The 18,398-nt window shown below is 66.5% G+C and carries 15 protein-coding genes; 6 read left to right on the forward strand and 9 right to left on the reverse strand.

The features are described from left to right. Positions 1-73: 73 nt before the first annotated feature. A complete protein-coding gene (locus tag ACYUME_RS17900; RefSeq protein WP_279883936.1) occupies positions 74-1,738 on the forward strand; it encodes an electron transfer flavoprotein-ubiquinone oxidoreductase in 1,665 nt (554 codons plus the stop codon). Positions 1,739-1,797: 59 nt separating this feature from the next. On the opposite strand, the gene ACYUME_RS17905 is transcribed toward ACYUME_RS17900, so the two are convergent. The 5 genes from ACYUME_RS17905 to ACYUME_RS17925 all read right to left on the reverse strand — a co-directional run bounded on the left by ACYUME_RS17905 (position 1,798) and on the right by ACYUME_RS17925 (position 5,110). Then, positions 1,798-2,199 carry a type II toxin-antitoxin system MqsA family antitoxin gene (locus ACYUME_RS17905; RefSeq protein WP_279883938.1) on the reverse strand — a complete coding sequence of 134 codons (402 nt, stop codon included), beginning with the start codon at positions 2,197-2,199 and terminating at the stop codon, positions 1,798-1,800. Position 2,200: 1 nt separating this feature from the next. Beyond that, complete coding sequence (locus ACYUME_RS17910; protein WP_460416101.1) at positions 2,201-2,449, reverse strand: type II toxin-antitoxin system MqsR family toxin; 249 nt, start codon at positions 2,447-2,449, stop codon at positions 2,201-2,203. A gap of 143 nt (positions 2,450-2,592) precedes the next feature. Then, positions 2,593-3,918, reverse strand: a complete 1,326-nt coding sequence (locus ACYUME_RS17915) for an MFS transporter (protein ID WP_460416102.1) — start codon at positions 3,916-3,918, stop codon at positions 2,593-2,595. A gap of 61 nt (positions 3,919-3,979) precedes the next feature. After that, positions 3,980-4,465, reverse strand: coding sequence for a histidine kinase (locus tag ACYUME_RS17920; protein WP_460416103.1), 486 nt, complete (start codon positions 4,463-4,465; stop codon positions 3,980-3,982). A 168-nt stretch (positions 4,466-4,633) separates the two neighbouring features. Next, positions 4,634-5,110, reverse strand: coding sequence for a sigma-70 family RNA polymerase sigma factor (locus ACYUME_RS17925; RefSeq protein WP_460416105.1), 477 nt, complete (start codon positions 5,108-5,110; stop codon positions 4,634-4,636). Positions 5,111-5,328: 218 nt separating this feature from the next. Between ACYUME_RS17925 and ACYUME_RS17930 the strand changes: the two genes are divergently transcribed. From ACYUME_RS17930 to ACYUME_RS17940, 3 genes are read left to right on the forward strand one after another with little or no spacing between them, the layout of a single operon-like run. Then, a complete protein-coding gene (locus ACYUME_RS17930) occupies positions 5,329-6,507 on the forward strand; it encodes an efflux RND transporter periplasmic adaptor subunit (RefSeq protein ID WP_460416107.1) in 1,179 nt (392 codons plus the stop codon). Position 6,508: 1 nt separating this feature from the next. Beyond that, entirely contained in the window at positions 6,509-8,473 is a 1,965-nt protein-coding gene (locus tag ACYUME_RS17935; RefSeq protein ID WP_279883949.1) for a MacB family efflux pump subunit, read from the forward strand. Between the two features lie 3 nt (positions 8,474-8,476). Next, positions 8,477-9,877, forward strand: a complete 1,401-nt coding sequence (locus ACYUME_RS17940; RefSeq protein ID WP_460416108.1) for an efflux transporter outer membrane subunit — start codon at positions 8,477-8,479, stop codon at positions 9,875-9,877. A gap of 138 nt (positions 9,878-10,015) precedes the next feature. Here the strand turns inward: ACYUME_RS17940 and pvdP are convergent, their stop codons facing one another. The 4 genes from pvdP to ACYUME_RS17960 all read right to left on the reverse strand — a co-directional run bounded on the left by pvdP (position 10,016) and on the right by ACYUME_RS17960 (position 15,344). Further along, positions 10,016-11,635: a pyoverdine maturation tyrosinase PvdP gene (gene pvdP, locus ACYUME_RS17945; RefSeq protein WP_460416110.1), complete on the reverse strand. Its 1,620-nt coding sequence runs from the start codon at positions 11,633-11,635 to the stop codon at positions 10,016-10,018. A 171-nt stretch (positions 11,636-11,806) separates the two neighbouring features. After that, the gene (locus ACYUME_RS17950) at positions 11,807-13,204 is read right to left on the reverse strand and encodes a diaminobutyrate--2-oxoglutarate transaminase (protein WP_460416112.1); all 1,398 of its coding nucleotides are present in this window, start codon (positions 13,202-13,204) and stop codon (positions 11,807-11,809) included. Positions 13,205-13,347: 143 nt separating this feature from the next. Then, entirely contained in the window at positions 13,348-14,664 is a 1,317-nt protein-coding gene (locus ACYUME_RS17955; RefSeq protein WP_279883957.1) for an ATP-binding protein, read from the reverse strand. Further along, complete coding sequence (locus tag ACYUME_RS17960; RefSeq protein ID WP_460416114.1) at positions 14,661-15,344, reverse strand: response regulator; 684 nt, start codon at positions 15,342-15,344, stop codon at positions 14,661-14,663. Before ACYUME_RS17960 ends, ACYUME_RS17955 begins: the two co-directional genes overlap by 4 nt. 501 nt (positions 15,345-15,845) lie before the next feature. Here ACYUME_RS17960 and dsbD point away from each other — a divergent pair. Continuing rightward, positions 15,846-17,567 carry a protein-disulfide reductase DsbD gene (gene dsbD, locus ACYUME_RS17965; protein WP_460416115.1) on the forward strand — a complete coding sequence of 574 codons (1,722 nt, stop codon included), beginning with the start codon at positions 15,846-15,848 and terminating at the stop codon, positions 17,565-17,567. Then, on the forward strand, positions 17,567-18,397 hold the full coding sequence (locus ACYUME_RS17970; protein ID WP_460416117.1) for a TlpA family protein disulfide reductase: 831 nt from the start codon (positions 17,567-17,569) through the stop codon (positions 18,395-18,397). Before dsbD ends, ACYUME_RS17970 begins: the two co-directional genes overlap by 1 nt. Position 18,398 lies beyond the last annotated feature (1 nt).

The following is an 18,398-nucleotide window of genomic DNA, read 5'->3' on the forward strand; positions in this document are numbered from 1 at the left end:
GCGCGCCGTGCATGACCGTGAAGCACCCATAAAAGACAAGCAACAGCGATGAGCCTTGAGTAGGAGAGAACCAGTGGAACGCGAATACATGGAATTCGACGTGGTCATCGTCGGCGCCGGCCCGGCGGGCCTGTCCGCCGCCTGCCGCCTGAAGCAGAAGGCCGCCGAAGCCGGTAGCGAGATCAGCGTCTGCGTGGTCGAGAAAGGCTCCGAAGTCGGCGCCCACATCCTCTCCGGCGCGGTGTTCGAACCCCGCGCCCTGAACGAACTGTTCCCCGATTGGAAAGAGCTCGGCGCGCCGCTGAACACCGAGGTCAAACGCGACGACATCTATGTCCTGAAAAGTGCCGACAGCTCGACCAAGGTCCCCGACCTGTTCGTGCCCAAGACCATGCACAACCACGGCAACTACATCATCTCCCTGGGCAACCTGTGCCGCTGGCTGGCCCAGCAGGCCGAGAACCTGGGCGTGGAGATCTACCCAGGCTTCGCCGCGCAAGAGGCACTGTTCGATGAAAACGGCGTGGTCCGTGGCATCGTCACCGGCGATCTGGGCGTCGACCGCGAAGGCCATCCGAAGGACGGCCTTTACACCCCGGGCATGGAGCTGCGCGCCAAGTACACCCTGTTCGCCGAAGGCTGCCGTGGCCACATCGGCAAGCAGCTGATCAAGCGCTTCGACTTGGACAACGAATCCGACGTCCAGCACTACGGCATCGGTCTCAAGGAAATATGGGAAATCGACCCGGCCAAGCACGAGCAGGGCCTGGTGGTGCACACCGCCGGCTGGCCGCTGGACGTGATGAGCGCCGAGAACACCGGCGGCTCCTTCCTCTATCACCTGGAAAACAACCAGGTAGTGGTCGGCCTGATCGTCGACCTGTCCTACTCCAACCCGTACCTGTCGCCGTTCGACGAGTTCCAGCGCCTCAAGCACCACCCGGTGATGAGCCAGTACCTCGAAGGCGGCAAACGCATCAGCTACGGCGCCCGCGCCATCTGCAAAGGCGGCCTGAACTCGCTGCCGAAGATGGTCTTCAATGGCGGCGCGCTGATCGGCTGCGACCTGGGCACCCTGAACTTCTCCAAGATCAAGGGCAGCCACACCGCGATGAAATCGGGCATGCTCGCCGCCGATGCGGTGGCCGATGCACTGATCGCCGGCAGTGAGGGCGGTGACCAGTTGAACGGCTACGTCAGCGCCTTCAAGGCCAGCTGGCTGTACGAGGAACTGTTCGCCAGCCGCAACTTTGGCCCGGCCCTGCACAAGTTCGGCCCGCTGCTCGGTGGCGCGTTCAACTATGTCGACCAGAACTGGTTCGGCGGCAAGCTGCCGTTCACCCTGCACGACACCAAGCCGGACTACGCCTGCCTCAAGCTGGCCGCCGACTCGCAGAAGATCGACTACCCGAAACCAGACGGCAAGCTCAGCTTCGACAAGCTCAGCTCGGTATTCCTCTCCAGCACCAACCATGAAGAGGAACAACCCTGCCACCTGAAGCTGACCGACCCGAACATCCCGATCGCCAGCAACCTGCCGCTGTACGACGAGCCAGCCCAGCGCTACTGCCCGGCCGGTGTGTACGAAGTGGTCACCCAGGAAGACGGCAACAAGCGCTTCCAGATCAACGCGCAGAACTGCGTGCACTGCAAGACCTGCGACATCAAGGATCCGGCCCAGAACATCACCTGGGTCACCCCTGAGGGCGCTGGCGGGCCGAACTACCCGAACATGTAAGCCCTGCCCTCGCGGCAACAACAAGCCCCCTGGTCACACGACCCGGGGGCTTTTTCGTGTCAGGCGCTGCGCACTTCTTCGAACAGCTCTGGGTGACGATCGAGCAGCTTGAACAGCTTGATCAGCGCAACCGGTGGCTGGGTCTTGCCGTTTTCGTAGCGGGAGAAGGCGTTAACGCCACCGCCGAAGATTTCACCTGCCTCACGCTGGTCGAGGTCAAACTTACGGCGTACGGCGACAATAAAGGCTGGATCGACGGCGGCGGCATTGATTTGCCGGTCGAAAGCCCGCATCAGATCGCTTATGCGCTCCGACTCTGCAATGGTCAGCACCGCTTCGCCACAGACCGGGCAGTAGTCCCCGAACACATCGGGGATCATCGTATCCTGGCCTTTATAGCGATAGGGCATGTCCTGAGCCTGGGCAACCAGCTCTGCGCCTCCACACATTGGACATTTCATTTCAGAGCTCCTTGAAGGACACGACCAGTACGTCGTCCACCACCGTCAGTTTCACGTAGATCCAGCCGGGCTGAGCATGAACGTGATAAACATCCTGCCAAAGCCTGTGATCATGATAGGTGGTCATGCTTTTATAAAAATCAGAGGGCGAAAGCGCGCGAACAACATCAAAAATCTGCCGAGGTTGCAGGCCAAGCGCATGAGCGCCTTGAGTTGCGGCTCGCGTCGATCTTGCCTTCCCCTGACGCAACAGAACATGTACCCGCTCCAAAAGGGCAGTGTGGCGTTCTCTTTTCCATGAGAAATTAACCTTTAAGGTTAAATTTGGCTAATAGGTTATTCCAATAGCCGCCACCCGAAAGTCTGCCTCACCACCCGCCAGCCGCTACCACCTCATTTGTCACCACACATGATCGGCATCGGCTCCGCGGCAAACGCCAAGGGCTCACGGCGCCCAAAGTAAAAGGCCGTCAGCAGCCCCACGGCCCCCATGATCAGACAAAAGCCGACACATACCCACGGACTCCAGGGCATCAGCGCGATCAGCACCAGCGGCGTGGTGCTGGCCCACAGGGCGTAGGCCACGTTGTAGGTGAACGAGATACCCGACACGCGGATCTGCGCCGGGAACAGCCCAACCATCACCGATGGCACCACCCCCACCACGCCACAGGACAGCCCCGCCAGCGCATAGGCCGCCCAGGTCGCGCCCCACTGCCCTACCAGGCTGGCGTAGAGCGCACCGATGCCCAGCGGCAGCAGCAGGCTGTAGAGCATCAGCGCACGCCAGGCGCCGATGCGATCCACCAGCAGCCCGGCCAGCACACAGCCGATGTTGAGAAAGACGATGCCCACGCTGCTCAGGGCGAAGGTATGCCCTGCCGTCATGCCGAAACGCTGCTGCATCACGGTCGGCGTGATCACCACCAGCACCACCACGGCGGAGGTCAGCACGCAGGTCAGCAACGCAGCCGGTAGCAACGCCTGGCGATGCTCGCCCAGCACACTGCGCAACGGAAACTTCACCGGACGCTCCTGGCGCTCGCGCAGGGCCAGGAACACCGGAGTTTCACTGAGCCAACGGCGCAGCCAGACACCGATCACACCGAACACTCCGCCCAGCAGGAAGGGATAGCGCCAGGCATGATCGAGAATTTCCTGAGGGGTGTAGACCTGCGCCAGCAAGGTGGCGGTCAAGGCGCCAAGCAGATAGCCGAAAGTCAGCCCCGCCTGCAGGAATCCTAGCGCATAGCCCCGCCGCCCAGGCGGCGCATGCTCGGCGACGAAGGTCCAGGCACTGGGCACTTCGCCACCCACCGCCGCCCCCTGCAGGATGCGCAGGGCCAACAGGATCAACGGTGCGGCATAGCCAATGTCGGCGTACGTCGGCATCACGCCGATCAGCAGGCATGGCAGGGCCATCATCAGGATGCTCAGGCTGAACACCCGCTTGCGCCCCAGATGATCGGCGAAATGCGCCATCAGGATGCCGCCCAGCGGCCGGGCCAGGTATCCCGTGACGAAGATCCCGAAACTCTGCAGCAGACGCAGCCACTCCGGCATCTCGGGCGGGAAGAACAACTGGCTGAGGGTCAGCGCGAAGAACACGAAAATGATGAAGTCGTAGATTTCCAGGGCGCCGCCCAGCGCCGCCAGGCCCAGGGTCCGGTGGTCGCCACGGCTGAACCGGGGTGGGCTGGCGATATCGATGGCAGTCATGACAGGTTCCGCAACTCGGCAAAAGGCCAAGAGGATAGCAAAAGCCTGCGCCCGACAGGGGTCAGGCGTTGCGGCAGAACACGGTCTGGGCGAGCCCACTGCGCCGCCAGGCAGGGCTCGCGCTGCCGGCCAGGCCAGGTGGCAATGGCAGTTGCCCGACCAGCACCGGCATGTCGATGATCGCCATGAATGATTCGAGCGCCTCGCTGTCGGGCGCATGCGGCAGGCTGATGCTCACGGCATGGCGCTCGCCGGGCGGCACCGTCGGCACTTTCAGGTGCGGCGAGTGATACAGCAAGGCGTGCTGGATCTGCGGGCTGACCCGACAGAAGCGCGCCAGGTCGACACCGGCGTGGCTGGCCATTTCGATGTTGCCCACCAGCAGGTCGAAGGGTTGCAAGGCACTGTGTACCAGGCGCTGCAGGTCGTCGAAGCTCTCGACCGGGGCGATTCGATAATAGCCCAGGCTGTTGAGCATCCTCTCCAGCTGCAAGCGCTGGTCGAGGTGCTCGTCGGCGATGAGGATGCGCATGGATTTGTTGGGCATCGTCCGGACCTGGGCAGCAGGGTGATAAGGGTGGCTCCTTGACCGTACTGCGCCAGTGAAGGCACCGCCGGACGGAATGCCCGGGCGGGGTCTTCTTTGATAGTTGTCGTGAAACATCGAGAAATCAAGTCGCGCCTTCACGGAATTTTCACGTGCTGCGCCGCCCGCTCAGGACTCCCACTGACGCATGCGCACACGACAGTGCTTCATGGCGTTGACGATGTGCTTCTCCACCAGGCTGCGGGAGATCCCCAGGCGCTCGGCGATCTGCAGGTGCGACAGCCCGTCGAGCTTGCGCAGCAGGAAGCTGTCGCGACAGGGCGCGCTCAGTTCGTTCAGGGCCTGTTGCATCAGGGCCAGGCGCTGGTCCAGTTGCATGTGGTGCATGGGCGCCGGGCCGTGCCAGCGCTCGTCGTGGTCGAGCACTTCCAGGGGCTCGGTCTGACGCACCTGGTGACGTCGGTGGCGATCGATCACCAGGTTCAACGCGGTGCGATACAGAAAGGCGCGCGGATGCTCGATCTGCCCGAGGTCGCAGCGCTCCAGCACCCGCAGGTAGGCATCATGGGCGACGTCTTCGGCAGCCTGGCGGTTGCCAAGGCGGGCGCTGAGGAAGCTCACCAATTCGCGATAATAATGTTCCACGATGGCACCTGGCGCCTTTCTGCATGCCGTCAGGCATGCATCAGTTGCGGATCTGGATGATGTCAGCGTGCGATCTTACAAATTATAATTATTCTCAGCAACACGAAGTACGCCCTGCGCTCGGCGCTAAATCATCATGCTTCGCGTTCGTTTAACTGGGAGCCCCGAGCTCGCAGCCCGCTGCCGCACTCGGCCACAACCTTCGGCTGGAAGTCCGCATGACACGCACACCCAACACCCGCCGCCGAGTGCTGCTCGGCGCCCTTGGCCTGCTCGGCCTCGGTAGCCTGGTGGCCTGGCAGACCATGCCATTCGGCGCCGCCCCCGTGAGCACCGTGCCGGTGATCCGCGCCGATATCGAGAGCAGCGTCACCGCCCTGGGGACCCTGCAACCGCGCCGCTACGTCGACGTCGGCGCGCAGGCCTCCGGACAGATCCGCAAGCTGCATGTGGAGTCTGGCGACGAAGTGCGCCAGGGCCAGTTGCTGGTGGAGATCGACCCTTCGACACAGCAGGCCAAGCTCGACGCCGGGCGCTACTCGATCGAAAACCTCAAGGCCCAGCTCGCCGAGCAGCGCGCCCAGTATCTGCTTGCCCAGCAACAGCAACAGCGCCAGCGTGGCCTGGCCGCTGCCGGCGCCACCCGCCAGGAAGACCTGCAGGCCGCCGAAGCCCAGTTGAAAGTGACCCAGGCGCGCATCGACATGTATCAGGCGCAGATCCGCCAGGCCCAGGCCAGCCTGCGCAGCGACGAGGCGGAGCTGGGCTACACGCGCATCTACGCGCCGATGAGCGGCACCGTGGTAGCGGTGGACGCCCGCGAAGGCCAGACCCTCAATGCCCAGCAGCAGACGCCGCTGATCCTGCGTATCGCCAAGCTGTCGCCGATGACCGTCTGGGCCCAGGTCTCCGAAGCCGACATCGGCAAGGTCAGGCCGGGCATGAGCGCCTATTTCACCACCCTGTCCGGCGGCAAGCGGCGCTGGACCAGCACCGTGCGGCAGATCCTGCCGATACCGCCCAAGCCCCTGGACCAGACCAGCCAGGGCGGTGGCAGCCCGGCCAGCGCCACGGCCGGCACCACCGGCAGCAAGGTAGTGCAGTACACCGTGCTGCTGGACGTGGACAACCCCGACGGCGCCCTGATGGCCGAGATGACCACCCAGGTGTTCTTCGTCGCGGGCAACGCCAGCCAGGTCCTGAGCGTGCCACTGGCGGCCCTGGGCGACGCTTCCAATGACGGCCTGCGCCTGGCCCAGGTGGTCGACGGCAAGGGCAGGATCGAGGCACGCAAGGTACGCACGGGCCTGAGCGACCGGCTGCGGATCGAGGTCGTCGACGGCTTGAGCGAGGGCGAGCGCCTGGTCATCGGCGCACCCGCCGCCAGCGGAGGTTGACATGACCGCCCCCCTGATCGAGCTGCGCGATATCCGCAAGGTCTATGGCGGCATCGACTCGCCGCAGGTCGAGGTGCTGCGCGGCGTCAGCCTGAGCATCCACCCCGGCGAGTTCGTCGCCATCGTCGGCGCCTCCGGCTCCGGCAAGTCGACCCTGATGAACATCCTCGGCTGCCTCGACCGCCCCAGCGCCGGCAGCTACCACTTCGCCGGCCGGGATGTCGCCGAGCTGGACAGCGACGAGCTGGCCTGGTTGCGCCGCGAAGCCTTCGGCTTCGTGTTCCAGGGTTATCACCTGATCCCCTCGGGTTCGGCCCAGGAAAACGTCGAGATGCCGGCCATCTATGCCGGCACGCCGCCCGCCGAGCGTCACGCCCGCGCCCTCGCCCTGCTCGAGCGCCTGGGCCTGGCCAGCCGTACCGGCAACCGCCCGCACCAGCTGTCCGGTGGCCAGCAGCAGCGCGTATCGATTGCCCGGGCCTTGATGAACGGCGGGCACATCATTCTCGCCGACGAACCCACCGGTGCGCTCGACAGCCACAGCGGCGCCGAGGTCATGACCCTGCTCGACGAACTGGCGAGTCAGGGCCACGTGATCATCCTGATCACCCATGATCGTGAAGTTGCCGCCCGCGCGCAGCGGATCATCGAGGTCCGCGATGGCCAGGTGGTCAGCGACTCGGCCGCCGACCAGCCCACTCCCGCCGTCAGCGAGCAGCTGCAGGCCGATGACCTGCGCCAACGCCTGGACCGCGGCGCCACGCTCAAGGGTGCCTGGAAGGGCGAACTGCTCGAGGCACTGCAGGCGGCGTGGCGAGTCATGTGGATCAACCGCTTTCGCACCGCCCTGACCTTGCTCGGCATCGTCATCGGCGTGGCCTCGGTGGTGGTGATGCTGGCCGTGGGCGAAGGCAGCAAGCGCCAGGTGATGGCACAGATGGCCGCGTTCGGCTCCAATATCCTCTATCTCAATGGCAAGCAGGCCACCGAGCGGGAACCGGGTGGCATCGTCACCCTCGACGATGTCGACGCCATCGCCCAACTGCCCCAGGTCAAGCATGTCATGCCGGTAATCGGCGACAAGCTGATGGTGCGCCAGGGCAACAACAGCCAGCAGTTCTACGTGGGCGGCAACAACACCTGGTTCCCCGAGGTATTCAACTGGCCGGTGGTCGAAGGCAGCTTCTACAGCGAAGCCGACGAAGCCAACGGTACCGCGGTGGCGGTGATCGGCGCCAAGGTGAAGGAAAAGATGTTCGGCGATGGCAGCAACCCGCTCGGCCAGTACCTGCTGATCGGTAACGTGCCCTTCCAGGTGGTTGGCGTGCTGGTGGCCAAAGGCGCCAGCTCAGGCCAGCAGGATGCCGACGAGCGCATCGCCGTGCCCTACTCCGCCGCGGCCGTGCGCCTGTTCGGCAGTCGCGACCCCGAGTACATCGCCATCGCCGCCCAGGACTCCAGTCGCGTACACGAGACCGAGCTGGCCATCGACCGTCTGTTGCGCCAGCGCCACCAGGGCAAGCACGACTTCGAACTGACCAACGACGCCGCCCTGATCCAGGCCGAGGCCCGCACCCAGAACAGCCTGTCGCTGATGCTCGGGGCGATCGCCGCCATCTCTCTGCTGGTGGGCGGTATCGGCGTGATGAACATCATGCTCATGACCGTGCGCGAGCGCACCCGCGAAATCGGCATCCGCATGGCCACCGGCGCGCGCCAGCGCGACATCCTGCGCCAGTTCCTCACCGAGGCGGTGATGCTGTCGATGGTCGGTGGCGTGACCGGCATCGTCCTGGCCCTGTGCATCGGCGGCAGCCTGCTGCTGAGCGGCATCGCCGTGGCCTTTGCCCTGCCAGCCATCCTCGGCGCCTTTGCCTGCGCCGTGATCACCGGCGTGGTGTTCGGTTTCATGCCGGCCCGCAAGGCCGCCCGCCTTGACCCGGTCAAGGCCCTTACCAGCGAATGACCCATGACGATCCCCAGCCGTTTCAGCCTGTTGACCCTGAGCCTCTGCCTGGCCGCCTGCAGCACCCCGCCGCCACCGCCGGCGAACATCGATGCGCCAGCCGCCTGGCAGGGACCTGCCGACCTGGCGCGGCCTGCGCCTGACAGCCGCTGGTGGCAAGCCTTCTCGAGCGCCGAACTGGACCGCCTGGTGGAACGCGCACGGGGCAACAGCCACGACCTGGCCGCCGCCGCGGCGCGCGTTCGCCAGGCCCAGGCCAGCGCGGTGATCGCCGGCGCGCCGCTGCTGCCCGAGGTGCAACTGGGCCTGAACGGCAGTCGCCAGCGCCTGCTGCGCGGTGACGGTAACGACCAACTCGACGCCAACAGCAGCGAGCGCACCAGCACCTCCTTCGGCACGCGCCTGAGCGCCAGCTACGAAATCGACTTCTGGGGCGGCCTGCGCGCGACCCGCGACAGCGCCCTGCGCAGCCTCGACGCCAGCCGCTTCGATCGCCAGACCGTGGAGCTGACCCTGGTCAGCGCCGTCGCCGACAGCTACCTGCAAGGTCTGGCCCTGGAAGAACAACTGCGCATCGCTCGACTCAACCTGGACAACGCCCGCGACGTGCTGGGCCTGGTAGAGGCACGCGAGCGCGCAGGCTCCGCTACCCGCCTGGAGCTGGCCCAGCAACGCAGCCTGGTCGCCGCGCAGGAGCGCCAGCTACCGCTGCTCGAACAGCGCCGACAAGACAACCGCGTCACCCTGGCCACGCTGCTGGGCGACCCGGTGCAGGCACTGCCCGCCAGCAACGAAACCATCGCGGCCCTGCAGTGGCCAGGAATCGGCAGCGGCGTGCCCAGCGAGCTGCTTGGCCGCCGCCCGGACATCGCCGCCGCCGAAGCGCGCCTGGCCGCGGCCAGCGCCAATGTCCAGGTGGCCCGGGCCGCCATGCTGCCGCGCCTGGTGCTGGGCGCCGACCTGGGCAGCGGCGCCCGCACGTTCGCCAACCTGTTCGACAGCCCCTACTACACCCTGACCGCAGGGCTCACCGCACCGATCTTCAACAACGGCCGCCTCAGTGCCGCGCGAGACCTGGCCACGGCCCAGCAGCAGGAACTGCTGGAGAGCTACCGCGCCAGCATCCTGGCCGGTTTCGCCGATGTGGAGAAGGCGCTGAACGCCATCGACGGCGTCGAGCGCCAGCGCCAGTGGCAGGACCAGGAGGTGGAGCAGGCGCGGATCGCTTTCGACCTGGCCCAGCAGCGCTATGCGGCCGGGGCCGAGACCTTGCTGACCGTGCTGGAGACCCAGCGCACGCTCTATGCCGCGCAGGATCAGCAGGCGCAACTGCGCCTGGCGCGATTGCAAGGGAGCGTGGCGTTGTACAAGGCGTTGGGCGGGGGATGGCAGGCGCCGTCCTGAGCGCGGCGGTCAACGAGGACGGCTGATGGCCTAGCGAGAGCCTGTGGGAGTAACTGACTTGTTCAAACTCCCCAACCTCCCACAGGTCGGCGAGCGGCGCTCGGCCTCACAAGCGCCACGAGGCGGGTGTCGATACAGTCAGACGATGTTCTTCATCGACAGGTGACGCGCATACCAGGGCCGTTGCGGCACCTTGCGCAGCAACGGGTCGATCTTGTCGTCCTCGCCGAAGGTGATGCGCAAGGCCAGCTTCATGGTCTCCACATCCATCTCCACCGACTTGCCTGGGCGCATCCCCGGCTGGGTGCTGCAACCATGGGTATCCGGCCCCAGCCACGGATCGCCCACCTCGACCCAGCGCCCCGCCGCGAACCACGGCACGCCATTGACCTCCAGGCGCCGCACCTGGCCGGGGTGGTAGCGCTCGTGGGCGCGGAACCAGTCGTCGATGCGATCGTCGATCCAGCCATGGAAGCCCCAGAACACCGGGTTGACATGGGATGAGAACGGGTCGCCGAGAAAATCGTTCTCGCGTCCGTACCAACGTCCGGCAAAGTCAGCCGAATCACGGGCGAACGGCACCGGCGCGCCATTGCTCGGGTCGCGTGGCACCGATGCCCAGCACATGTGCAGCCAGTCGTGCAGGTTCATCTCCAGCTCCGAGCCGAAGGCGCCCAGCGACAGTTTCGACAGGTACAGCGGGTCCTGGTACTGCGACTCCCATACCTGGAAGTTGCTGCAGTAGGTCTCGCCGGCCTTGATCGCCCCGACCCACTGGCCGTAGGCCTCGTCGCCCGGCGCTTGCCAACCCGGCGGCACACAGTAGCCATCGTGGTTGTCGTGATAGCGGGCGAAGCCGACACGGTCGAACTCGACACTGGGTTGCGGCAGCGGGAAGCGCTGCCACGAAGGCAGGTCCTGCAGGGTACGTGCATGCATCAGCATGTGCCGATGCATGAACAGAAAGTCGATGCCTGAACCATTGCGGTGCTTGCGCGGGCCACGGGCATCGCGCTCGTGATCCCGAGGGCCGGGCTGCCAGCCCAGTCCGCGCAGGGCATTGTGCTTGTTCTCCGGCAGTTTGTGCCATTGGTCGCGGGTGGCATGCCAGAGCTGATGGAACAGACGGTGCTCGGCACCGATCACCCAGTCCTGCATCTGTGGGGTGTAGGGCAGTCGCTCACGCGCTTCGGGGAACAGACGCTTGACCGCAACGAAGCGATTGTCCTGCAGCGGCAGGGTCAACGGGCGGTCCAGGCGCTGCACGCGCACGCTGAGGGTGCCGCTGCCGGCGTTGGCGAACTCGCCCCATACCTCGTCGAGACTGGCCACGCACTCGTAGCCCACCCCGCCGTGCTGACTCATCAAGCGCCAGCGCACCTCGCCGGTACTGGCGCCGACCAGGTCGCCGAGCACCCGATAGGCCGGCTCGCCTGCCCCGCGCAGGCGCTCGCCGGTATCGACGAAACCACGCAGGCCACGGCCTTTGGTGGCGATATCGAGGAACATCTCGATACCTTGCCCAGGCAAGCCCTCAAGGCCACCGTCGGCGCCCTCGAAGCGGATGTCCCAGACACCACGCAGCTTGTCCGCCAGGACCTGACCACTGTAGTCAGCCAGCTCCACGCTGGCCTCGCCAGGGGTGACGATGTCGTCTTCAGGATCGTGAGTCAGTTGCTTGTGCGCGTAATACGCCGCCGTGCCGGTGGCGCCTGCCACTGCCAGGCCGGCGATGAATCCTCGTCGAGAAATTGTCATTGCGCCTCAATCCGTCTCCGCGTGCCGCGGCCTCTATCCCTGCTAGGACGTAAGCTGGAAGGGGAAATTTAGCCATGCGGCTGCGACACGAGGCCGCTGCCACAGGAAAAAAGCCTCCCCTGCAACAGCGGCCTCGCGAAATGAATGGGCTGCCTCGCAGCCCCGGATGCCTCAGCCGGCGAGCGCCGCCTGCACCGCCTCGGCAAAGCGCGCAGCGACCTCGTCGATCTGCTCGGCACTGATGATCAGCGGTGGCAGGAAGCGCACCACCGCGCCATGCCGACCACCCAACTCGAGGATCAGGCCGCGACGCAGGCATTCGCGCTGCACCTTCGGCGCAAGGCTGCGGTGTGCCGGCGGATGCCCCAAAGCGTCTGCCTGGCCGGTCGGGTCCACCAGTTCAACCCCCAGCATCAAGCCACGCCCACGGACATCGCCCAACTGCGGATACGCCTGCTGCAGGCGCTGCAGATGCCCGCGCAGGCGCTGGCCCATGGCCTCGGCGTGCTCGCACAGACGGTGCTCGACCAGGTATTTCATCACCGCCGAACCGGTGGCCATGGCCATCTGGTTGCCACGGAAGGTGCCGGCATGGGCACCCGGTGACCAGGTATCGAGCCAGTCGCGGTACACCGTCACCGCCATCGGCAAGCTGCCGCCGATGGCCTTGGACAGGGTGACCACATCCGGCACGATACCGGCGTGCTCGAAGGCGAACATCCGCCCGGTACGGGCGAAACCGCTCTGGATCTCGTCGACGATCAGCGCCACGCCAGCCTGCTCGGTGATCCGGCGTAGCCCACGCAGCCACTCGACATCCGCCGGGATCACCCCGCCCTCGCCCTGCACCACCTCGACGATCACCGCCGCAGGCAATGCCACGCCCGCCTCTGGATCGTTCAGCAGGTTTTCCAGCAGGTGCAGATTGGCGCGCACCCCGGCCTCGCCGCCCAGACCGAACGGGCATCGATAGTCATACGGATACGGCAGGAACTGCACGCCATTGCTCAGCAGCGCGCCCAGCGGCTTTTTCGGTCCCAGGCTGCCCATCAGGCTCAGCGCCCCCTGGGTCATGCCGTGGTAGCCGCCCTGGAAGGCCAACACGGTGCTGCGCCCGGTGGCGGTACGCACCAGCTTCAGCGCGGCCTCCACCGCGTCGGTGCCGGTCGGTCCGCAGAACTGGATCTTCGCCTCTCGGCGCAGGGCCTCGGGCAGCAGGGCGAACAGGTCCTGGACGAACTGGTCCTTGACCGGCGTGGTCAGGTCCAGGGTGTGCAGCGGCAGTTCGTCGGCCAGCACGCGCTGGATCGCGTCGATCACCACCGGATGGTTGTGCCCCAGGGCGAGGGTCCCGGCACCGGCCAGGCAGTCGATGAACTGGCGGCCCTCGACGTCCTCGACATAGATGCCACGGGCACGCTTGAGCGCCAGGGGAATGCGCCGTGGGTAACTGCGGGCGTTGGACTCCTGCTGTTGCTGGCGCAGCAGCAGCGGTGAGTCCGCGAATTCGTACAGGACACGCGGCGCGGAAGCCGGCAGCGCCTGGGCAAGGCTGGAAGCGGTCGACATCGGAAAATCCCTCGCAAGCAAGCGAATGTGCCCGCCACGCTTCCTGTAACTGGATGTGTGTCGGGTTGTTATCGCTTGGAAAACGCTTTGGCGAGGCGCGGATTTAGCGCTTGGCGTGGGATTTGTTGCGGCGCGCCGCCTGGTCAGTTCGTCGAGCGCGCCGGCACCTGTAGCCAGACCCGCAGGCCATCGGCCTGGCTGTCGAAGCGCAAGGTGCCAGAGCAGCGCTGGACGATGGCCTGGACGATCGCCAGCCCCAGGCCGCAGCCGCCACTCTGGCCGTGGCGCCAGAAGCGTTCGGTCAGGTGCGCCAGGTCTTGCTCGGCGATGCCCGGGCCATGGTCACGCACCATGAAGCCCACCTGACCGCCCTGAGCCTGCACTTCCAGCTCCACGGCGTCGTCACCGCCATGGCGCAGGGCGTTGTCCAGCAGGTTGCGCAGGGCCGCCACCGCCAGTGGCGCCGGCATGCCCAGGTAGATCTTGGCCGCATCCTCGGGCAGGCGCAGCAGGATACGCCGGTTGTCACCGGCATCCTGGATCGCCTGCAGGGCGACCTGCTCGGCGCTGCACTGCACGCCATCGTCGAACGACAGACTGCCCTCGACCCGTGCCAGCATCAACAGCTGCTCCAGCGTGCGGTGCATGCGATCGGCGCCCTGCTCGGCATGCTCCAGCGCCTGCTCGCGCACGGCGCCATCGGTCATGCGCGCTACCTGCAGGTGAGTCTTGATCGCCGTCAGCGGGCTGCGCAGTTCATGGGCGGCATCGTCGGTCAGACGGCGTTCGCGCTCGATGGTCTGGGCGATGCGCAGGAACAGCTGGTTCTGGGTCGCGAGCAACGGCTGCAGCTCGCTGGGCAGGCCGGCCACCTGCAGCGGCTCGACGCTGTCGGCGCGACGCCGGCGCAAGGCATCACGCATGCGGTTGAGCGGCTCCAGCCCCTTGCCCAGGCCGATCCACAGCAGCCCCAGGCTGCCCAGCAGGGCCATCAGCACCGGCGCCGAGGCCGCCAACAGGATCGACTGGTTGAGCGCCTCGCGCTCCTGGTGGCGATCGGCGGTGGTAATGCGCACGTCGCCATGGTTGTAGGTGAAGGTGCGCCACGAGGCGCCGTCGATGGTCTGGTCACGAAAGCCGCTGCGCTGGTCGTCCATGCCGCCATCATGCTTGTGGTTGCTGGCAAGGATTTCACCGCGCAGGGAACTGACCTGGCAGGCCATGCCGTCCGGCACGCTGAACTGGTCGGCGGAGAAATGCGCGTCCTGGCCCTTGGCGGTCAAAGGCTGCGGCAACTGGTCGATCAGCCCGGCGACCATGCGCGCCGACGCCACCAGGCGCTGGTCGAGGGAGAACATCATCTGCTGGCGCAGGTCGCGCAGCATCCACGCGGCGGCCAGCACCCAGATGACGATGAAGGCGCTGCCGAGGATCAACGACAGCCGTACCCGCAGGCTCATGGCGCAGCCTCCTCCGGCGCCTGTGCCGGCCCCAGGCGGTAACCCAACCCGCGCACGGTCTCGACGATGCTGTTGCCGAGCTTGCGCCGCAGGTGATGGATATGCACGTTCAACGCGTTGCTTTCGACCTCGTCGCTGAAACCGTAGACACAATCCTTGAGCTGCTCGCTGGACAGCACCCGCCCGGGATTCTGCAGCAGCGCCTGGAGCAACGCCTGCTCGCGACGCGACAGGTCGACCGGCTGCCCCGCCAGCGTCGCCATGCAACTGCTCGGGTCATAGCACAGTGGGCCATGCTCGATCGCATTGACCGCTCGCCCCGCCACCCGGCGCAACAGCGTGTGCAGGCGCGCGGCCAGCTCGCGAAGGTCGAAGGGCTTGAGCAGGTAGTCGTCGGCGCCGGCCTGCAAGCCATCGACCCGATCGGTGACCGCATCGCGCGCGGTCAGCACCAGCACTGGCAGGGTCAGGCCCTGCTGGCGCAGGCGGCGCAGCAGCTTCAGGCCGTCCTCGTCGGGCAGGCCGAGGTCGAGAATCATCACGTCGAATTGCGCGGTCTGCAGCATCTGCCGGGCCTGCGAGGCGCTGGCCACCCGGTCCACGGTCAGGCCCTGGGCCGAGAGGCCGGCGCAGATGCCGCTGGCGATCAGGTCGTCGTCCTCGCAGAGCAGAACGTGCATGGGGGGTCTCCTGGGTGGGGAAGCAGGCATTGCACAGGGTGGTGATTAAGGGGGGATTATGAACGGGTTTGGAAGAATTCGCCGAAGGGATAGCATTGGGGCGAACAGGGGTTTGACGACAGCCTTGCGGCGCTCTCGAGATCGAGCGCCGCCCGCGCGGCGCATCGCGACGCAAGGCCGCTCCTACATTTGTTTCGGGCCAGTCTCTCCTGTGCCATTACCTGGTGCGCCTTGTTGGCACGACGCGGTTTCAGCGTGGGCACCACTGCCGCCCCACCAGTCTCGAGACATGCGCCAAGGCGGGCAGCGGTACTTTCACAGGAATAATTGGCCCGAAACAGATGTAGGAGCGGCCTTGCGTCGCGATGCGCCGCGCGGGCGGCGCTCGATCTCACAGGCGCTGCAAGGCCAACGCCGAACGCCCTGAAAAAACCAACTTAACCTTCAGTTAATAACCCAAGGCCAGCATGGCCCTCTTCAAAGCTCTGCCAAGGCGTCGACATGCGTGTTTTCCTGCTCTTCCTGACATTCCTGCTCGCCGGCCCTCTCCAGGCCAACCCCTTCGCGGTAAAACCAGACTTCCTGCCGGTGAACGAAGCCTTCGTCCTGACCCACGACCGTCTGGAAAACGGCCAGATGCGCCTGCACTTCCAGATCAAGGACGGCTACTACCTCTACCAGAAACGCCTGAAATTCGACGGGCTGCCCGACGGGCAGCACCCCACCCTGCCCCAGGCTGAAAACCATCACGACGAGTTCTTCGGCGACAGTGCCGTGTACCGCACCGAGCTGGAACTACTACTGCCGGCCAGCGCCAGCGGCGAACTGCGCCTGGGCTGGCAAGGCTGCGCGGACGCTGGCCTGTGCTACCCCCCGCAAACCACGCCGATCGCCCTGGGCGGTAACGCCGCGCCTGCCGCCACTGCCGACCAGGCCAGCGACCAGGCCCTGGCCAGCAACCTGCAGCAAGCCAGCCTGGGCTGGAGCCTGCTGGCATTCTTCGGCCTGGGCCTGCTGCTCGCCTTCACCCCCTGCTCGCTGCCAATGCTGCCGATCCTTGCCGGACTGGTCATGGGCAACGGCGCCAGCGCTCGCCGCGGCTGGTGGCTGGCGGGGGTCTACGTGCTGAGCATGGCGCTGGTCTACGCCGCGCTGGGGGTGATCGCCGCGCTGCTGGGCGCCAGCCTGCAGGCCTGGCTGCAACAACCCTGGCTGCTGGGCAGCCTGGCCGGCCTGTTCGTGCTGCTCGCCCTGCCGATGTTTGGCGCTTTCGAGCTGCAGTTGCCAGCCTTCCTGCGCGACCGCCTGGACCGCGCCGGACAAGGCACCCGGGGCGGCAACCTGTATGGCGCGGCGCTCTTGGGCGCGCTCTCGGGGCTGCTGCTGGGGCCGTGCATGACCGCGCCGCTGGCCGGCGCGTTGCTGTACATCGCGCAGAGTGGCGACGTGCTGCAAGGCGCGCTGGTGCTGTTCAGCCTCGGGCTGGGCATGGGTGTGCCGCTGCTGCTGCTGGTCACCCTGGGCAACCGCTACCTGCCGCGCCCAGGCGCCTGGATGAACCTGGTCAAGGGGCTGTTCGGCTTCGTGTTCCTGGCCATGGCCCTGTACACCGTGCGCGGCCTGCTGGCCGAAACCCTGGTGCTGGCCCTGGCCGGTGCCTGGCTGATCGCCCTGGGCTGGGCCGCCTGGCCGGCCCTGCAGCGCCTGCCCGCCCTGCGCGCGGTACCGCTGCTGGGTGCCTTGTGGGGCGGCCTGTTGCTGGTGGGTGCCGCCGCCGGCGGCAACGACCCGTGGCAACCGCTGCAACCCTTCGCCGCCAAGGCTGGCGGTGCCAGCGCCCCGGCCACGACCCATGACGCCTTCGTCACCGTCAGCGCCCCGGCCGACCTGCAACGCGAGCTCGACGCCGCCAAGGCCCGTGGCCAATGGGTGCTGGTGGACTACTATGCCGACTGGTGCGTGTCGTGCAAGGTCATGGAGAAGCAGGTGTTCGGCCGCGCCGACGTCCAGGCCAGCCTGGCCGGCGTGCACCTGCTGCGCCTGGACGTGACGGCCGACTCCCCGGCCAGCCGCGAGCTGCTGCAGCGCTATCAGGTACCCGGCCCGCCCAGCCTGATCTGGATAGGCCCGGAAGGTGAGGAACGCCGCGCCCGACGCATCACCGGCGAAATCGACGCAGGCGGTTTCCTGCAGCACTGGGCGCAGACCAGGAGCCAAGGCTGATGCTGACCGTCACCCTCGGGCCATTGACCATGGCCCTGAACCACCTGCTGCTGCTCGCGGCACTGGGTATCGCCTGCCTGGTCGGTTGGTGGGCGGCCCGGCGCGGCGGCGAAAATCCGGAATCGGCCCTGTTCAACCTGTTCCTGCTCGGCCTGCTGTTCGCTCGCCTGGGCTTCGTCCTGGCCTACTGGCCGATGTACCGTGACGATCCGCTGCAGATCATCGATATCCGTGACGGTGGCTTCCTGCTCTGGGGTGGCCTGCTGGGCATCGTGCTCGGCACCCTCTGGCAAGGCTGGCGCCGCCCGGGCCTGCGCCGGCCGCTGGGTTGGGCGCTGTTCAGCGGCGCCCTGTTCTGGGGCCTCGGCAGCATGGCCAGTCACCTCTACAGCAAAGGCACGGAGCTGCCGCAGATGGCCCTGCGCGACAGCCGCGGGCAGGCGGTGGCCCTGCACGACTACCGTGGTCGTCCGCTGGTGATCAACATCTGGGCCACCTGGTGCCCACCGTGCCGCCGCGAGATGCCGGTGCTGCAACAGGCCGAGGACGACTATCCCCATGTGACCTTCCTGTTCGTCAACCAGGGCGAGACCCCCGAGAACGTCAGCACCTTCATGGCCACCACCGGCCTGACCCTGTCCAATGTGCTGTTCGACGGCACCGGCGAGCTGGCCCGCAAGGTCGGCTCCATGGCCCTGCCCACCACCCTGTTCTACGACGCCGAAGGGCGACTGGTCGGCAGTCACCTGGGCGAGCTGTCGCGCGCCAGCCTGCGCCACGCCCTGGAACCCTTCGAACGCGCCGACGCGCCCGCCCCACAAGGAAACTGAC

The sequence above is a fragment of the Pseudomonas sp. microsymbiont 2 genome, from assembly GCF_054788395.1.